The 16,527-nt window shown below is 59.0% G+C and carries 16 protein-coding genes and 1 tRNA gene; 9 read left to right on the forward strand and 8 right to left on the reverse strand.

Features of this window, described 5'->3' with window-relative positions:
* Window positions 1-499: 499 nt before the first annotated feature.
* A tRNA-Thr gene (locus AB4X18_RS11580) sits at window positions 500-574 on the reverse strand.
* An 86-nt stretch (window positions 575-660) separates the two neighbouring features.
* On the opposite strand from AB4X18_RS11580, the gene AB4X18_RS11585 reads away from it, so the two are divergent.
* The 7 genes from AB4X18_RS11585 (at window position 661) to AB4X18_RS11615 (ending at window position 5,629) form a co-directional block, all read left to right on the forward strand.
* Window positions 661-846 carry a hypothetical protein gene (locus tag AB4X18_RS11585; RefSeq protein ID WP_370400228.1) on the forward strand — a complete coding sequence of 62 codons (186 nt, stop codon included), beginning with the start codon at window positions 661-663 and terminating at the stop codon, window positions 844-846.
* A gap of 5 nt (window positions 847-851) precedes the next feature.
* Window positions 852-2,123, forward strand: coding sequence for a UDP-N-acetylglucosamine 1-carboxyvinyltransferase (murA, locus tag AB4X18_RS11590; protein WP_370400229.1), 1,272 nt, complete (start codon window positions 852-854; stop codon window positions 2,121-2,123).
* A complete protein-coding gene (locus AB4X18_RS11595) occupies window positions 2,120-2,590 on the forward strand; it encodes a DUF2948 family protein (RefSeq protein ID WP_370400230.1) in 471 nt (156 codons plus the stop codon). Before murA ends, AB4X18_RS11595 begins: the two co-directional genes overlap by 4 nt.
* Before the next feature lie 72 nt (window positions 2,591-2,662).
* Window positions 2,663-3,964, forward strand: coding sequence for a histidinol dehydrogenase (gene hisD / locus AB4X18_RS11600; RefSeq protein WP_370400231.1), 1,302 nt, complete (start codon window positions 2,663-2,665; stop codon window positions 3,962-3,964).
* 1 nt (window position 3,965) lies between these two features.
* Window positions 3,966-4,604 carry a hypothetical protein gene (locus AB4X18_RS11605; RefSeq protein ID WP_370400232.1) on the forward strand — a complete coding sequence of 213 codons (639 nt, stop codon included), beginning with the start codon at window positions 3,966-3,968 and terminating at the stop codon, window positions 4,602-4,604.
* Window positions 4,605-4,681: 77 nt separating this feature from the next.
* On the forward strand, window positions 4,682-5,161 hold the full coding sequence (locus AB4X18_RS11610) for a UPF0262 family protein (protein WP_370400233.1): 480 nt from the start codon (window positions 4,682-4,684) through the stop codon (window positions 5,159-5,161).
* Window positions 5,162-5,629, forward strand: a complete 468-nt coding sequence (locus tag AB4X18_RS11615; protein ID WP_370400234.1) for a low molecular weight phosphatase family protein — start codon at window positions 5,162-5,164, stop codon at window positions 5,627-5,629.
* A gap of 156 nt (window positions 5,630-5,785) precedes the next feature.
* Here the strand turns inward: AB4X18_RS11615 and AB4X18_RS11620 are convergent, their stop codons facing one another.
* Window positions 5,786-6,148, reverse strand: coding sequence for a hypothetical protein (locus tag AB4X18_RS11620; protein ID WP_370400235.1), 363 nt, complete (start codon window positions 6,146-6,148; stop codon window positions 5,786-5,788).
* Between the two features lie 194 nt (window positions 6,149-6,342).
* On the opposite strand from AB4X18_RS11620, the gene lepA reads away from it, so the two are divergent.
* Window positions 6,343-8,142 carry a translation elongation factor 4 gene (lepA, locus tag AB4X18_RS11625; protein ID WP_370400236.1) on the forward strand — a complete coding sequence of 600 codons (1,800 nt, stop codon included), beginning with the start codon at window positions 6,343-6,345 and terminating at the stop codon, window positions 8,140-8,142.
* Between the two features lie 95 nt (window positions 8,143-8,237).
* Entirely contained in the window at window positions 8,238-9,287 is a 1,050-nt protein-coding gene (locus AB4X18_RS11630) for an SIR2 family protein (protein ID WP_370400237.1), read from the forward strand.
* A 1,035-nt stretch (window positions 9,288-10,322) separates the two neighbouring features.
* Here AB4X18_RS11630 and AB4X18_RS11635 read toward each other — a convergent pair.
* The 6 genes from AB4X18_RS11635 to AB4X18_RS11660 form a co-directional block, all read right to left on the reverse strand.
* A complete protein-coding gene (locus tag AB4X18_RS11635; RefSeq protein ID WP_432816617.1) occupies window positions 10,323-11,072 on the reverse strand; it encodes a polysaccharide deacetylase family protein in 750 nt (249 codons plus the stop codon).
* Complete coding sequence (locus AB4X18_RS11640) at window positions 11,062-12,204, reverse strand: glycosyltransferase family protein (RefSeq protein WP_370400239.1); 1,143 nt, start codon at window positions 12,202-12,204, stop codon at window positions 11,062-11,064. Before AB4X18_RS11640 ends, AB4X18_RS11635 begins: the two co-directional genes overlap by 11 nt.
* Entirely contained in the window at window positions 12,201-12,782 is a 582-nt protein-coding gene (locus AB4X18_RS11645) for a histidine phosphatase family protein (protein WP_432816618.1), read from the reverse strand. The genes AB4X18_RS11640 and AB4X18_RS11645 overlap by 4 nt, the downstream gene beginning before the upstream one ends.
* Window positions 12,779-13,789: a glycosyltransferase family 4 protein gene (locus AB4X18_RS11650; protein ID WP_432816619.1), complete on the reverse strand. Its 1,011-nt coding sequence runs from the start codon at window positions 13,787-13,789 to the stop codon at window positions 12,779-12,781. Before AB4X18_RS11650 ends, AB4X18_RS11645 begins: the two co-directional genes overlap by 4 nt.
* A 65-nt stretch (window positions 13,790-13,854) precedes the next feature.
* Window positions 13,855-15,099 carry a glycosyltransferase family 4 protein gene (locus AB4X18_RS11655; protein WP_432816620.1) on the reverse strand — a complete coding sequence of 415 codons (1,245 nt, stop codon included), beginning with the start codon at window positions 15,097-15,099 and terminating at the stop codon, window positions 13,855-13,857.
* Entirely contained in the window at window positions 15,096-16,307 is a 1,212-nt protein-coding gene (locus AB4X18_RS11660; RefSeq protein WP_370400242.1) for a glycosyltransferase family protein, read from the reverse strand. Before AB4X18_RS11660 ends, AB4X18_RS11655 begins: the two co-directional genes overlap by 4 nt.
* Window positions 16,308-16,527 lie beyond the last annotated feature (220 nt).

A 16,527-nucleotide genomic window follows, 5' to 3' on the forward strand; every position in this document is an offset into this window, starting at 1 on the left:
CCCATCGAAAGACCGGATCAAACAGCATTGGAGAATGTCCATATCGAGGCTCATGACACCTGTCTGCTAAACCGATCAATGCGCGTGCTTGCCCCCTCGCGGCGGCTCATTCCTGGCCTCCGTGCCACCAATGCACTTCTTGTTCCGCTGCTCCCGCGCTTCAGCCGACACCCCTTCTCCCATCGGTCCATACCTGTCGCGTTAAAGACGGCCTGAAGCTCGAATGGCACCCAAAACCTGAAAGGCTTGTACCTTTCTGCCTGCTTGGGAGAGAGAATCCGTGCCTCGAATGACACTTTCGTTGATCTGTATCCATGTCCCGTTCAGTGGTGGCGCAGGCTATTGGAGATGCCGCAGAAGGGGACGGTACTCTCCAAGGCTCGCGTTGGAGCCGGGCGCGTCGATCCTCTCGAGGTGCCGAAAAACATAAGGCAAAGGAATTGTCAGCAGGTGGCTATCCATTCAAAGACCGTACAGGAAAGTCAGCGCTCAACAGAAATGGTGCTGCTGGAGAGAATCGAACTCTCGACCTCTCCCTTACCAAGGGAGTGCTCTACCTCTGAGCTACAGCAGCGCCGATGAGCGGGGTGATTAGCGGCTTAAGGGGCGTCGTGCAAGCCTAATCTGGACGCTCCCTGCGCCCTGAGATAGAGAGACACCATGGCATCGCAATCATCTTCCTCAGGGCCACGCAAATCGGATCGGAACCGCGAAGACAGGCTCAAATCCGCGCTGAAGGCCAACATGGCGCGACGCAAGGCCCAAGCGCGTGCGCGGGCAGGGCAGGGCGATGCGCGGACGGCAGTAAAAACAGGTGCCTCAAAGGGCTCCGAGCAGGAAAGCTAAGACATATGGATTCCATTCTGGTCAGGGGCGGTGCACCGCTGTCGGGGCAAATTCCAATCGCGGGGGCGAAAAACGCGTGTCTTACGCTGATGCCCGCCACCTTGCTGAGCGACGAGCCACTGACGTTGACCGGCGCGCCGCGTCTCAGTGACATCCGCACGATGACCCAACTCCTGCAATCGCTCGGCGCAGAGGTGACATCCCTGCAAGACGGTCAGGTGCTGGCCATGTCCAGCCACGCTACGATCAACACCCGCGCTGACTATGACATCGTTCGCAAGATGCGCGCCTCCAACCTTGTGCTCGGCCCGCTCCTCGCGCGTGAGGGCCATGCAGAGGTTTCGCTTCCCGGTGGTTGTGCCATCGGCGCGCGGCCGATGGACATCCACACCGATGGTCTGGAAAAAATGGGCGCGGAAATCGAACTGCGCGACGGCTACCTGCATGCAAAGGCTCAAGGGGGCAAACTCAAGGGCGCTGTGATCGATTTTCCCTTCGCCTCTGTCGGGGCGACGGAAAACATCATGATGGCCGCCACGCTGGCGAAGGGAACGACGGTCATCAACAACGCTGCACGCGAACCTGAAATCGTCGATCTGGCCACCTGCCTGCGTGCCATGGGTGCCCACATCGACGGCGATGGCACGTCATCGATCACCATCGAGGGGGTTGATCGCCTGCATGGTGCGACGCACCGCGTGGTCAGTGACCGGATTGAGCTTGGTACATATATGCTCGCGCCCGCAATCTGCGGGGGTGAGGTGGAATGCCTTGGCGGGCGCATCAACTTGCTGGAAAGCTTTTGCGAAAGACTGGACGCGGCGGGCATCAGCGTGAGCGAAACCAAAACGGGTCTAAAAGTCGCCCGGAAAAACGGCCGCATCCGCGCGGTGGACGTCACGACCGCCCCGTTTCCCGGCTTTCCAACCGATCTGCAAGCCCAGATGATGGCGCTGCTGTGCACAGCCGACGGAACGTCGCACCTTGAGGAGAAAATCTTCGAGAACCGTTTCATGCACGCGCCTGAACTGATCCGCATGGGCGCGGAAATCGAAGTGCACGGCGGCACCGCCACTGTAACGGGGGTTGAGCGCCTGAAAGGTGCGCCTGTCATGGCGACCGACCTGCGCGCTTCGGTCTCTCTGATCCTTGCGGGCCTTGCGGCGGAAGGCGAAACCAAGGTCGCGCGGGTCTACCACCTTGACCGTGGGTACGAACACGTTGTGACGAAGCTCTCTGGCATCGGTGCCGACATTGAACGGATCAAGGACGCATGACCCACGACGCCCGCTTCGAAGACGGCAAGGAAGCGCCGCTGAACCTTGGCGCCATGGATGCCGATGACCTCAAGGTTATTGCGGCACTCGCTCAGGACGCCGTCTTTCCTGCCTCCGAAATGCGCTGGGACCGAAAGGCCGACCGCTTTGTGGTGCTTCTGAACCGCGTGCGCTGGGAAGACGAAGGGCGCGCCCGGCACGGCACCGAACGCGTCCAGTCCCTGCTTGTGTTCAGCAGCGTCCAGAAGGTTGCCAGCCAGGGTGTCCCCCAAGGCGATGCCGACACCATTCTGTCGCTGTTGGATATCACATTTGAACATACCGATGCCCCCTCCGGGCATGTCACGCTGACGCTGGCCGGGGATGGCGCAATCCGCCTTTCCGTCGAAGCGCTTGAAGCCACCCTCAAGGACGTCACGCGCCCCTACAAAGCCCCCTCTGGCAAACGCCCCAGCCACGACACATAACCGCATCCTGCTTCCAAATGGTTCAAAAAACCCCGCCGGAGGCTTGAAATCCCTTTCGGAGCACCGCCCGCCATGCCCACTTTTCTCGACAGCCAGTCTGCGGACTTTGAAGCAGCCTTTACTGACCTTCTTACCGCAAAACGCGAAGACAGCCCGGATGTCGATGCCGTGGTTGCCGATATCATCGCACAGGTACGTGCAGATGGTGATGCCGCCGTCATTTCGCTGACTGAAAAGTTCGACCGGATCAGTCTGACACCCGACACCTTGCGCATCTTTCCCGAGGAGGTCGCGCGTGCCGCAGACGGGGTGGCGCGCGAAGACCGCATGGCGCTTGAGCAGGCAGCGACCCGTATCCGCGACTACCATGCCCGCCAACTTCCTCAGGATGCCAGGTGGACAGATAACGCGGGTGCAACCCTGGGCTGGCGCTGGACACCCGTCTCGGCGGCCGGGCTCTATGTACCCGGTGGCCTTGCCAGCTATCCGTCTTCGGTCTTGATGAACGCGATCCCTGCCAAGGTCGCCGGCGTGTCGCGACTGGCGATGGTTGTGCCGACCCCTGACGGGGTGCTCAATCCGCTTGTGCTGCTGGCCGCTTATCTCTCCGGCGTTGACGAAATCTACCGGATTGGCGGTGCTCAGGCCGTTGCGGCGCTTGCCTACGGCACGGAAACGATCGCGCCTGTCGACAAGATCACCGGTCCCGGCAACGCCTTCGTTGCCGCAGCAAAACGCCGTGTTTTCGGCAAGGTTGGCATCGACATGATCGCAGGACCATCCGAAATCCTCGTCATTGCTGATGCGGACAACGACCCCGACTGGATCGCCCTCGACCTTCTCAGCCAGGCCGAACACGACCCCTCGGCCCAATCCATCCTGATCACCACGGATGCAAGCTTTGGCAAGGCCGTCGCAGCCGCTGTCGACAAACGCCTGCAAACGTTGGCACGCCGCGCTATCGCAGGCGACAGCTGGCGCGACTTCGGCGCGATCATCACCGTGCCTGATCTGGCCGCCGCTGCGGCCCTCAGTGACCGCATCGCGCCGGAACACCTGGAACTTTGCGTCGCTGACCCAGAAGCGCTAAGCCAGCAGATCACCCACGCAGGCGCGATCTTCCTCGGCCAATGGACACCCGAAGCCATCGGTGACTACGTCGGCGGCCCCAACCATGTGCTGCCGACCGCCCGCTCGGCGCGGTTCTCTTCCGGCCTGTCCGTGCTGGATTTCATGAAACGCACCACGTTGGCTTCCATGACCCCCGAGGCCCTGCGCGCGATCGGGCCTGCCGCCGAACGCTTGGCCGCGTCCGAGAGCCTGGAGGCCCACGGCTTGTCTGTGACCGCACGTTTGAACAAGCTAAATCAATGACATGCCTGATGCACAACTGAAAACCCGCCAGATCATCGCCCCTCTGATCATGGGGGTCGCGGTGTATCTGCTCTTCAATGGCTTGGGTACAGGCTCTGCTCCGCTGGCGGCGCTCGCCGGGCTTGCCGTCGCGATCCATATGATCAACAACACTCTGCGCGAGCTTGTTTTTCGGGAATTGGTTGCGCAGTCCGCAGTCGGTCCCAAGGACCTTTTCGCACGGTGCTGCTGGGTGGTGTTCGACGCGATCCTACTATTCGGCATTGTTACCGCTGCAGGTCTGCAGCTCGCTTGGCCCGTCTTCACGGGTTTCGCAACCGGACTTGCGGTGATCCTGCCACTTGCCATGCTTTATGTGACCCGCAATGCACGGGCACCGGAGTCGTCCCAGCCTGGGTTCCCGGTTGATTATTGGGCGCCGCCCGCATTTCTGCTGCTTATGGCGATACTTCTATATGTGGCGCAGACCATGGTGATGTCCGGCGGCAGCCAACCTTTCGTGCATCTGGTGCTTCTAAGCACGATTGGCGCAATTAACCGTTCCGGCGGCCGCCTTGAGGGCCGCGCAATGACCGCCGGATTGGTGTCAGTGGCCGCAACCATCGTTCTGCTGGGTGCCAATTATCTTCAAATCACCTGACGCAGCCTCCCCATTGCTTTGCCATTTGGGGTGACGTATCCCTGCGCCATCTGTTGACCTGTAAAAGCTGCGTTTCCATGTCCCGCATCACCCACATCGCCCTTGATGACGCCAACCTGCCGCCCCCAACGCCCGAGATCGAGCAGGAGCGCAAAGTCGCCGTGTTCGATCTGCTGGAGGACAATACCTTTGTCCTGCCGCGGCGCGAGGATCGGCTGACCCCGCAGGGCCCCTACCACCTTGGCCTGTCGATCCGCGACAAGCGGCTGGTTTTCGACGTTGAGACGGAAAACGCTGAAAAGGCTGCAGAATTTCATCTGTCGCTGGGCCCGTTCCGCCAGGTTGTGAAGGACTACTTCCAGATCTGCGAAAGCTACTTCGATGCGGTCAAGAAACTGCCACCCTCGCAGATCGAAACCATCGACATGGCACGCCGCGGTATCCACAACGAAGGCAGCCGGGTGCTGCAGGAACGGCTGGAAGGCAAGGCCGAAGTCGATGAAGACACCGCCCGTCGCCTGTTCACCCTGATCTGCGTCCTGCACTTCGGCGGCTGAATGGCAGATCAACTCCCCCAATCGGTGCTTTTTTGCTGCGACCACAATGCCGTGCGCTCACCGATGGCAGAGGGGCTGATGAAGAAGTTCTATGGCACCGAAGTCTACGTGCAATCGGTCGGCGTGAAAAACGATCTGGAGATTGACGGCTTTTCGATCGCCGTCTGCAAGGAGATGGACGTGGAACTTTCGCGTCACCGCTCCCGCAGTTTTGATGAAATGGAACAATGGGGCGACGATCTGAGCTCTTTCGATCTGGTCATTGCCCTGTCCCCCGCCAGCCAGCGCCGGGCGCTGGAACTGACGCGGTTCTTCCATCTTGATGTGGAATACTGGCCCATCCTTGATCCCACGGGCCTTGGGGAAACCCGCGAGACCAAACTGGTACAATTCCGCGCCGCCCGCGACCAGATCGCGGACCGTCTGAAGGACCGTTTCGGCCCGCCGACGCAGGAAGACGCGAAATGAATGGAGCGATTCCGCAGGAGATCCAGGCGGGAAGTTTAGGCGACGCTCACCTGCATGGCCCCTTTGAAGTACAATAAAGCCAACGACTTGCGGGAAAATATCCCGTCCCGAAAACCGATTGCCCCTTTGACCCTTTTCAAAGACGTCACCCCCGCGTCAGGTGTCCTTGCAAAGCCGCGCAGCCTCTTGCCCGAAGGCTTTCCATTCCTTCCAGAACCGCTCATTACCGGCGGAATCCGACTGGCGGATTTCCTGCAGCCGTGCCGGGTTCGTCCACAAGGATGCCCCGCGCCGCTGATCGCCTGCCGACAATGATCTGTCTGCCACCGCCTGCACGCACCCGCACCGTGCGCGGCTTGCCGCCTTGCGTCCGTCGGCCTGACAGGCCTGCTGAAGGGGGCCGTTGGCGAACAGATAAGGCGAAGGCGTAAAGCCTCCACGCGGAATGGGCGTGCTGTTGCCGCCGCCACAGGCGGTCAGGCCTGCAAGGGCCACAATGGCGATTGTCATACGGATCATATCTCTGCCTCATCACTACGGACCGTTGGGGTCGCTTGTTAAGGTCGAATATGCCTGAAACGGGCAGGCGGGGCAATTCACGGTTGAGTTTGCCAAGCCTCTTTGGAAGCGCCCCAAACCATTCCCTGCGACCATCTTGAACGCTGCGCCATATCCCATTGACCAAACCGGGTTTCCGCATCATATCCCCCTACATGACACCACTATCCCACATCCGCAATTTCTCCATCGTCGCGCATATCGACCACGGGAAATCCACGCTCGCTGACCGTCTGATCCAGTCCACCAACACCGTGGCGGATCGCGACATGAAGGAGCAGATGCTCGACTCCATGGACATCGAGCGGGAGCGCGGGATCACCATCAAGGCACAGACCGTGCGGATCAACTACACCGCGCAGAATGGGGAAGAATACGTTCTCAATCTGATCGACACGCCTGGTCACGTGGACTTCGCCTATGAAGTTTCCCGTTCCATGCGCGCCGTCGAAGGCTCGCTCTTGGTGGTGGACAGCACACAAGGGGTCGAGGCGCAGACGCTGGCCAACGTGTACCACGCGATTGATGCCGACCACGAAATCGTCCCTGTCCTGAACAAGATCGACCTGCCTGCCTCTGATTGCGACCGCGTCGCCGAACAGATCGAAGACGTCATCGGCATTGATGCCTCGGGCGCCATTCAGGTTTCCGCCAAGACCGGGCAGGGCATCATGGAAACCCTTGAATCCATTGTCCAGAACCTGCCCGCCCCCAAGGGCGACCGCGACGCGCCGCTGAAGGCCATGCTGGTGGACAGCTGGTACGACAGCTACCTTGGCGTGATCGTTCTGGTGCGCATCATGGACGGCGTCCTGAAAAAGGGCGACCGCATCCGCATGCTCTCCAACAACACGACCCACCATGTGGACCGCATCGGTGTGTTCCGCCCCGAAATGACGGTGATCGACGAACTTGGCCCCGGTGAGATCGGCTTTCTCACCGCCTCCATCAAGCAGGTCCGCGACACCCGCGTGGGTGACACGATCACGCATGAGAAAAAGGGTTGCGACGTCGCACTGCCCGGCTTCAAACCATCCCAGCCGGTGGTCTTCTGTGGCCTCTTCCCGGTGGACAGCGCCGAATTCGAAGACCTCCGCGACGCCATTGAAAAACTCGCCCTGAATGACGCCAGCTTCTCCTTCGAGATGGAAACATCCGCCGCGCTCGGCTTTGGCTTCCGCTGTGGCTTCCTTGGTCTGCTGCACCTCGAAGTGATCCGCGACCGGATTGAGCGGGAATACAACATCGAACTGATCACCACCGCGCCTTCGGTAATCTACCACATCCACCACAAGGACGGCACCAAGCAGGAGTTGCACAACCCTGCCGACATGCCTGACATGACGCTGATCGACCACCTGGAAGAACCCCGGATCAAGGCGACGATCCTTGTGCCCGACGACTACCTCGGCGATGTGCTGAAACTCTGCCAGGACCGTCGTGGCATACAGGAGGACCTCACCTACGCCGGCTCCCGCGCGATGGTCGTTTATGACCTGCCGCTGAACGAAGTGGTGTTCGACTTCTACGACCGGCTGAAATCGGTGACCAAGGGCTACGCGTCCTTCGATTATCAGATGATCGGCTATCGGGAGGACAATCTGGTGAAGATGTCGATCCTGGTGAACGATGAACCTGTCGACGCCCTCTCCACCATGGTCCACCGCGACCGGGCAGAGGCGCGCGGCCGTGCGATGGTCGAAAAGCTAAAGGACCTGATCCCCCGTCACATGTTCAAGATCCCCATTCAGGCGGCCATTGGCGGGAAAGTGATTGCGCGCGAGACGTTGAGTGCCATGCGCAAGGACGTGACGGCGAAGTGTTACGGTGGGGACGCGACGCGCAAGCGCAAGCTGCTGGACAAGCAGAAGGCGGGCAAGAAGAAGATGCGCCAGTTCGGCAAGGTGGATATTCCTCAGGAGGCGTTTATCAGCGCTCTAAAAATGGACGGCTAAGCCGTTCATTCTTAGAGCGACGGCGGGAGGCAGCGTATTGCGCAGCAATGCGCGTTCCCGCACGGTGAGATGGGGCGGTTTGGGTGAGGTGATGGATGGGTGATAGTGAACGGCGAAATGTAATTGTCGTCGGAGCAGGTGCTAGCCAAGAATTTGGTTTGCCAACGGGGGCGCAACTTGCTGAGATCCTCCAATCTGATCTAAACTACCTGTTTGACGACTTCGGAACTCTGCGTGGAAGTAGTGGAGATTCACACCTTACGCGGGCACTTAAACAGTTCTCTATAGAGTGTGAAGTCAGGCCCGAAGTTTTGATGAATATTGGCGCACAGATTAGCAGGAACATGATCCTAGCGCCTTCGATTGATAATTACCTCGATACTCATCGGACAAACCCAGAGTTAGTAAGTGTTGGAAAGATTGCGATTGCAAATGCTATTGCTAAAGCAGAACGCTCTAGCAGCCTTAATATAGATACTTCAAATACCAGAAACAGGGTCAACTTTCACCGAACACTGGATAGTTGGGTTGCCGTCTTCTTTAAAATCTGTGCTACCAAAAGAGATTTTGAGGCGTTTGTTCGCACGCTTTTAAACACCACCTTCGTATCGTTTAACTATGACCGCTGTGTTAAGCAGTTCTTTCTAAACGCTGCGATAAGCTACTTTGATTTGGACAACGTCGGAGCAAACCGTGTTTCAGATGCCATTGAAGTACTACATCCTTACGGTTCGATTGGTGAAATAGAGATTGAATTCGATCGAACGAAAGGTTTTGGATTTGAACCTTACCCGAGCCATATCATCGCCGCCTCGAAGAGAATTCGAACATTTACAGAGGGAGTATCTGATAATCTCATTTCTAACACGATTCGAAAAACTGTTGGAAATGCTGAGGTTCTAATTTTTTTGGGGTTCTCTTTCATCGACATTAATATGCAAGCTATTGTTCCAAAGAATGGAAATGCCCAAAGGATCTTGGCGACTGCTAAGGGTAGGTCAAATGATACAAAGTCTCGCCTCCAGTCCCAACTCGCAACCCAATTCACGAGATCGGGTTCTACAGCAGACGTGGAAATGTTTGATGGGAAGTGCTTTGAGCTATTCTACGAATTTGATCACTTTTTGATAAACTCACAACCTTAATTTAGACTTTTTGGATCATCCTTTGCCCGAGAATGGACCGTAGGGTGTGCGCTCTGCGCGCACCATTCCCACTCCATCCCACCGCCTCCTCCACCCGTCGAACCCGCCCAACGGTGCGCGGGAACCGCACACCCTACGTCGCAAAACCCGGCGACGATCCTTTGCGCTGATCTCCAATCCTCCCCTTCCAACCCCCTCACCCCAAACACAAAACCCAACTTATCCACAGCCAAAACCCCAACAAATCCAACACCTTATCCACAAGAAATTTCCCAAAACCCTAACAAAACCCTTGCCGACTCACCCCTTCACCCTCCACCTTCAACCCATCGCAGCGGTTCCTCGGAACCAATGCGGGAACGCAGCAGACCCGGGCGCACACGGGCACAGGTGGACTGATCCTAGATTGAGCCATCGGTGTAACGGGCGAACGGATGCAGTCAGATCGTGTGGGGGTGAAAGCCTCGTGACGAAAAGGCGGTATCTTGAGGAATGTTGTGGGTCAGGCAGGGCCTTCGGGTTGTGTCGGATCAAGCGGCGGACTGGAAACAGGGCGGCGCGGCGGAAGGCGGTAACGCAGATCGCGGGGTTACGGAAACGGATCTCCGAACGCTCAGGATCGCAAGATCAGGGGCAGTTGCAGGTCTTCGGATTTGTGACATGTGGCAGCCTTCGGGTTTGTCACGTCTGGGTCACCGGCGGAATCCTCGGAAACCGCACGGAACACAGGGAAGACGTCAGGATGGGTTTCGGCCCGATGCAAAGACCGCGTCTGAGCACCTGACGTCTTTTTCCTGTTCCGGGACCTGATTTTCACAACACTAAGCCACGAAAAAGACCCGGAAGATTGATCCTCCGGGCCCCTCAACGTCAGTTGATGCTGTGCCGCGTCTTTATGCACCTGTACTTCGCGGATACACACAACAGATGGATCGCGCAACAACATATCGCGGTTCATCCGAATACGACCCAAGATCAGGGGTGCGCTGTGGCCCATCTGCCGCGCTTGCAGGTCGGTCGGATCGCGCGCCGGACTTACCGCGCGCCCCGCACCGTTGCCGGGATCGCGCCGCCCGCCAGAAGCTCTGACAGAACCGCGCGGGTGAACGCCCAGATGTCCGCGTCATGAACCAGGTGATGGGTCAGTATCCCAAGCGGTTCCGTCGCATCCGTTCGCCCGGCCCGGCGGTCCTGCAACAGGGCAACCAGCGCGGATATCAATTGATCCGCAGGGACCACCCCCCCGCCGCCGCGCCAATAGATCGGGTCAAGATGCGTGTTGATCTGAACCAGCCCGGGCATGGGGCAGGCCGCATTGCGCGGTGTGAACGTCGACACCCCCGCATACCCCGCCGCAGGCAGGGCAGAGACAACGCTTGCGTCAATCCGGTTCCAGGGGGGCACGAAGAACATATCGTTTTCAAAGGCTAACAGATCTTTCAGCCGTGCATACGCCATGGCAAGCTCGGGTGTTGCGGTCTCTCTCGGATGACCGAACTCCGCTTTCTTCTTCCCTTCGGGTGCGTGGTTTTGATGCGCCCAACCGTGCACCATCGGCACCACCCGCGGCTGTTTTTTCAGCAGGTCCGCAAGGCTGGAATCCGCCATCACCGGGATGATCGCAAGATGCAGCGGCACCTGCAATTCATCGGACAGCCCGATCAATCGCTCCAAAGCAGCGGTCGCCGAAACCGCGTCGTCATCCCGCCACCAAATCGGGAGGTGACGCGCCTGCCTGCGCCAGACGGCCAATTCCGCGCGCAGTTCTGTCCAGTCAATGACCACCCCGCGCCCCCCACATCTTACTCATGATCTCCACTGTACGGTTTGCCCCGTCCATACCCATGCGAAGTGGCGCGCGTTTTGGGCCGCTTTGAACATCTTCCAGGGCTTTCAAGAGCGTACTGGCGGACAAATCCGCGTTCCGCACCAAGGTGATGGCATTCTGTTCCGCCAAAGCCTTCGCGCGAATGCCCTGCTCCACCTCGTTGCCCGCATCGAAAGGCACAAAGACCGCAGGCACACCGCTTTGCAGCACGTCCAATGCGGTGTTGTACCCGCACATGCTGACCGATGCCGCCGCGTGGGTCAGCATCTGCCTGAAGTCACGTCGTGCGGGTTCGATGATGACATTCGACGGTGCTTTCACTTGCATCTCTGCGGCACGCCTTTGCGCGTCTGCCCCGCCCATCAGCAGGCGCCACTGCTTCCCGTTTTGCGTGGCCGCTTCCAGCGCGCTTGCAAAGATATGTCCCCCGACCTCGCCTCCGCCCGCGCTCACGATGATTTCATCCTGGCCCAGACCGTCTGGATGACGACCCGCCGCCGCAGGGGCAACGAAACCGGTGTAGCGCAGTTTGGTCTCGATTGCCTCACTTACGGGCCAGCTCAGCTCCAACGGTGTGAGGTTGGGATCGGCATGCACCAGAATAAGGTCGTAGTAAGTCTCGATCATTCGATCGGCGAGGGCGGCCTTTTCCGGCTTCGAAGGCGGCGCAAGTATGTCGCGGATCGAACTGGCGATGAGCGGCGGATCAGCTCTGGCCCGTGCAGCCTCCAAAAGGGCCACGAATTCATCCTTCAACTGACGCCGCCCGAAGGGAAACAGCTCCGTGATGATGACATCCGGATCCATACGGTCAAGTATGGAAAGCAGTATTTCCTTTCGCTCGCGCATTCTATCAGGTGTTATCACGTTCCCTTGCTCATCCAGCAAAACACTGAAATCCGTGCCATTCGATTGGACAGGCGGCAGTTGAAGGATGTCGATCCCGGCACGTTCCAGATGCCTTACAGGCCTGCCGCCGGACACCAGAGCGACCTTATGCCCGTGAGCCGAAAAGGCGCTGGCGAGGGTCATGGCGCGGGCAAGATGGCCCGTCCCAAGCAGATGTGTGACGGTGATAAGGACCTTCACGATCGTGGCTCCAACCGCACTGGTTCTGCCTGCAGTTGCCAAGCTCCGTCTCGTATTTCAATGACGAACAGCCTGTTGCGCTTGATCCGGAAGGGGGGTGGGCCATCGAACGACCAACCTGTCGCATGGGCCAACAGGACCCGCATGATCCCGATGTGACAAACGGCGATATTATCGCCCTGAAGCTCTGAAACCCAAGGTAACAGACGCTGCCGTATGGTTTTAGGGCTTTCGCCGTTTGGTGGGCTGAAATGCCATCCCCAATATTCAATGTCTCGAAATCCGCTGTCGGCATCGGTGCGCAGATCCTTGCCATGCAGACCTTCCCAATCGCCCCAGTCCATTTCAATCAGGGCGGGGTGAACCCGGGGTTTTCGACCGGCGATCAATTCTGCCGTATCATGCGCGCGGGCAAGCGGACTTGACCACAGCGTCGCCTGGTCCCAAGGCGCCGGTATGCGCTGACCGGCAAGCTCTGCCCGTGCATCTTGGTCCAGCGGGATGTCGGTACGGCCCTGGATCCGGCCCATTCTATTCCATTCCGTGTGCCCGTGGCGGAGCAGGGCGAGCCTTGTCATTGTGCAATCCCCAAGGCTTCAAATCCTTTTTGCAACTGGGCGGCGGCAGAAGCCAAAAGATGGTGCTGTGCGACATATGCCCGTGCCGCATCTCCGACCTCACGACGTTTGACGCCGCTTGTCAAAAGCGGAAGGAGCATCGCGGACAATCCGGCAGCCCCGCTTTCCACGGTCGGATAATCACCCGGAACAAGCACATCGCAAACACCGGGTCTGTTCTGTGCAACAACCGCAAGGCCATGTGCCTGGGCTTCGAGGTAAGTTAGCCCAAACGCTTCGTTAACGCCTGGCCAAAACAGGAGCCCCGCATCCCGATATGCCCGGGCGACCTCTTCGGGCGGGAGCAGGCCTTGAAAACGAACGGCGTCCCGGAACGGTGCCATCATCCGCTCTATTTCCGGCTTTGTCTTTCCGTCACCGACGATATCAAGCTGCCAAATTCCGATAGGTAAAAGAGCAAGCGTTTGCGCGATCAGCTGATACGATGCCAGCTTGTCGCCCGGGCGCATCATGCCCACCGCAAGCATGGACCCGGATCTGTCACCCGCGCTTGGCAAGGTGGTGTAAGGCAGGAATGGTGGCAACGGTACCAGCTGTTGTCCATCAGGGGCATCGCGTTTCAGGGCTTCTGCATCCCTTTGCGTGAAGTAGAATATCAGGTCGGCCGCATCTGCCGCCGCTTCGGCGGCGTGGGCGAACGATGACCAGGGTCCCTGAAGCCTTTTGCGTGCGCGGGTCGATTCAATCTGCACATATGGAATGCCCAGCGTTTCGCAGACCTCGGGACCAAGCAGATCAGGGGCCTTGTAATAGTTATGATAGGTGACCCATGCAGACCATTTCTCGGTCTTTCCCTTCGCGATCAGATCGGGGATCTGCGCCTTGGCCCTTGCGTGAATGTCGGATTGCCGTTGCGTGTCGCCTGTGCCGTCCCGGCTGCGCAGGGTGCTGGCAAGACTGACCTGCGCGCCCATTTCGGACAGCGCCTTGATCAAGGCGCGGGCCATTTCCCGGTCACCGGAAGGATTCCCGTGATCGGGCGGCTTCAGGGGTGCGTAAAACGCCAGCCGCATCAGGCCGAACGCGCAAGCATGGCGTCGATGCGCGCCTTCAAATGCGTGATACCGGGTTGCATCAGGAAATGCTCCGTCAACCGTTCATGCGCGGCTTTGGCAAGGCGCGGTCCCATCGCGGGATCATCTGCAAACCGCTGCATTATGCCTGCAAGTGACTGGGGTGCATCATCGGACAAGATCCCGTGGACACCATTCTCGACAAACTCAGGTATGGCCGAAACGGGGGTCGAAAGGATCGGCAACATCTGGCTTGCGGCTTCCATCAGGACATTCGGCAGCCCGTCACGGTCGCCGTCCGACGCGATACGGGAGGGCAGGACAAACAGGTCTGCCGTGCGCATCGCGCTGATGACCTCGGGCTGATCGCACGCACCGCGCCATGTGATGCGGTTGGCAATGCCAAGGCCTTCGGCACGTGCGCGCATTTCAGCGTCAAGCGCGCCGCCGCCGATGTGCGTCCAGTGCCAGTCCAACGTGTCCGGAAGCAGGGCAAGCGCATCAATCAGATTGTCGAACCCCTTCTTCTCCACCAGTCGACCGACGGACATCATGCGCAGTGGGGCAGTCCTGTCGCGTGGCTTTCGGGTGGGCGGTGCCGGAAAACGGTCAAGGTCCAACCCGTGATAAATCAGATCAACGCGCGTGGGATCATCGGCCAGACCCCGCAGATGCTGCGCCCCGAAGTCGGTGCAGGTCGCGCCGAAATGGGCACCATGCTGGGCGGTGGACAGTTTCTCGCGCAACTCCCATTCGGGTGAGGTCCAGATATCCTTCGCATGTGCTGAAAAGGACCATGGCAAACCACGCATGATGGCGGCGTACCGCGCGACAGATGAAGGGGTGTGCAGAAAATGGGCATAGATCCCGCGCGTACCCGCAGGCATCTCCGTTGCCATCACGCAAGCCTGTCCCCAGCGGCGGCGGCGGTTGGGCGTATCATCCCGTGCAAGATCTTCCGAATAGATCTCTGCGGCCTTGTCAAATCCGGGAAGGTCAGCCGCCGCGCCCATCGCGTGTGCAACGCGCCGCGGCTGATCCCGGAGGTATTCGGGCAGATATCTGACCTTTGCGCGCATGCGATCATGCAAGGGATGGGTCTTTTTGTCTGTCGGATGTCGCAGCGACCATAATTCAAACTCCAGCCCTGCTTGCTCAAGCGCGACAAGTTCCTGCGCGATAAAGGTTTCCGACAAGCGCGGCCAACCCTTGAGGACCACGGCAAGCGGGGGGGCGTTGCTCATGCATGCGCCTCCCAGCGCATCAGGGCGCGCGCGCGTTCAACCACAACATCAAGACCATCAAGATACCCGTCCGCACCGGCCTGCGAGGGGCTGGGTTGATCCTTCAGCGCGCGAATTGCACCAATCATGGATTGTGGTGTCATGCCATCGCGGGTTTCGTCCAGCATCCGCACAAGACCCAATTGTTCGGCCCGACTTGCCCTGATCCATTGTTCAAGCCGCGGCTTTGTTCGCGGCACGATCACGGCCGGTTTGTCGAAAGACAATACTTCGCAAAAGGTATTGTATCCGCCCATGCAGATAACGCCCTCAGCCCCTTCGAACAAACCCTCGATCCGGCTGTCAAAGCCAAGGGCTGTCACCCTGCCACCCAACTTGGCAACGCGGGCATCAAAACCTTCGCGCACTTCGGCGGACAAGAAGGGGCCATAGATCAACACGGCGTTCGGGCCCAGTGTCGGGTCGGCCTCATAGGCGTCAAGCACAAGCGATACCATCGCTGCGCCGTCCCCGCCGCCACCTGCTGTCACCAGAATGTAGGGGCTGTCGGGCGTTTCGACGACATCCGTTACGCTGCGCCGCAGATAGCCGGTCCAGTACATCCGTGCGCGTGTGGCCTCATTCACGTTCAGGCCCTCAGTGGGATCATAGACATCCTGCACACCGTAGACCCAAATCTCATCGTAGTATTTTTCCATCGCCGTGAGGGCCCCTTTGCGGTCCCACTCCGCAGACAGGGCTTCTGGTTCGTCCAGCACGTCACGCAACCCAAGCACTGCACGTGTGCGTCCCCGCATCCGCACGTATTCAAGGGTGGGAAGCAGTTCGCCGCGAAAGCCCGTGGGCTCCTTGTCGACGATCAGCAGATCAGGGTCAAAACGCTCCACCGCGCTTTGTATCAAACCGGCCCGCAATGACGTGGTATCATCAATCCCCATCGCAAGCGTCTTGCTGGCGTAACTGCCGTCAGGCAGCTTGGTGACGCCGGGCAGTCGAATGTGATCGACCCTGGGAGGAAAGGCAAAACGCCCTGCCACGGGGGAACCCGTCAATATGAGGGATGAGCATTTCTCGTCATCGGCCGTGATCGCTGTTGCCAGTGCACGGGATCGTCGCAAATGACCAAGCCCGAATGTGTCGTGGCTGTAAAACATGATCCGACGTGCCGCCCGACGCGCCCGACTGATGCGAGGTTCGCGGTATCCCATAATAAACTTCCCACCGAAGTCCCGGAACCACAGGTCGGTTCCGGACTTTCCAAAAATTCCTTTAAAGTCATAAAGCACCGGGCCCCGTTTCCCATAGACCCCGATGGCTGAACTCCCAGCTTCAATGAGCGCGCGATGCTCAACGGCCACAATTATGGCGCCATGCCCATTGTCCGCGCGCTCCGATACCAATCACGGACATGTTTTGAAACACGCTTTG

The sequence above is a fragment of the Sulfitobacter rhodophyticola genome, from assembly GCF_041281685.2.
In the GTDB taxonomy this organism is placed as follows: Bacteria; Pseudomonadota; Alphaproteobacteria; order Rhodobacterales; family Rhodobacteraceae; genus Sulfitobacter.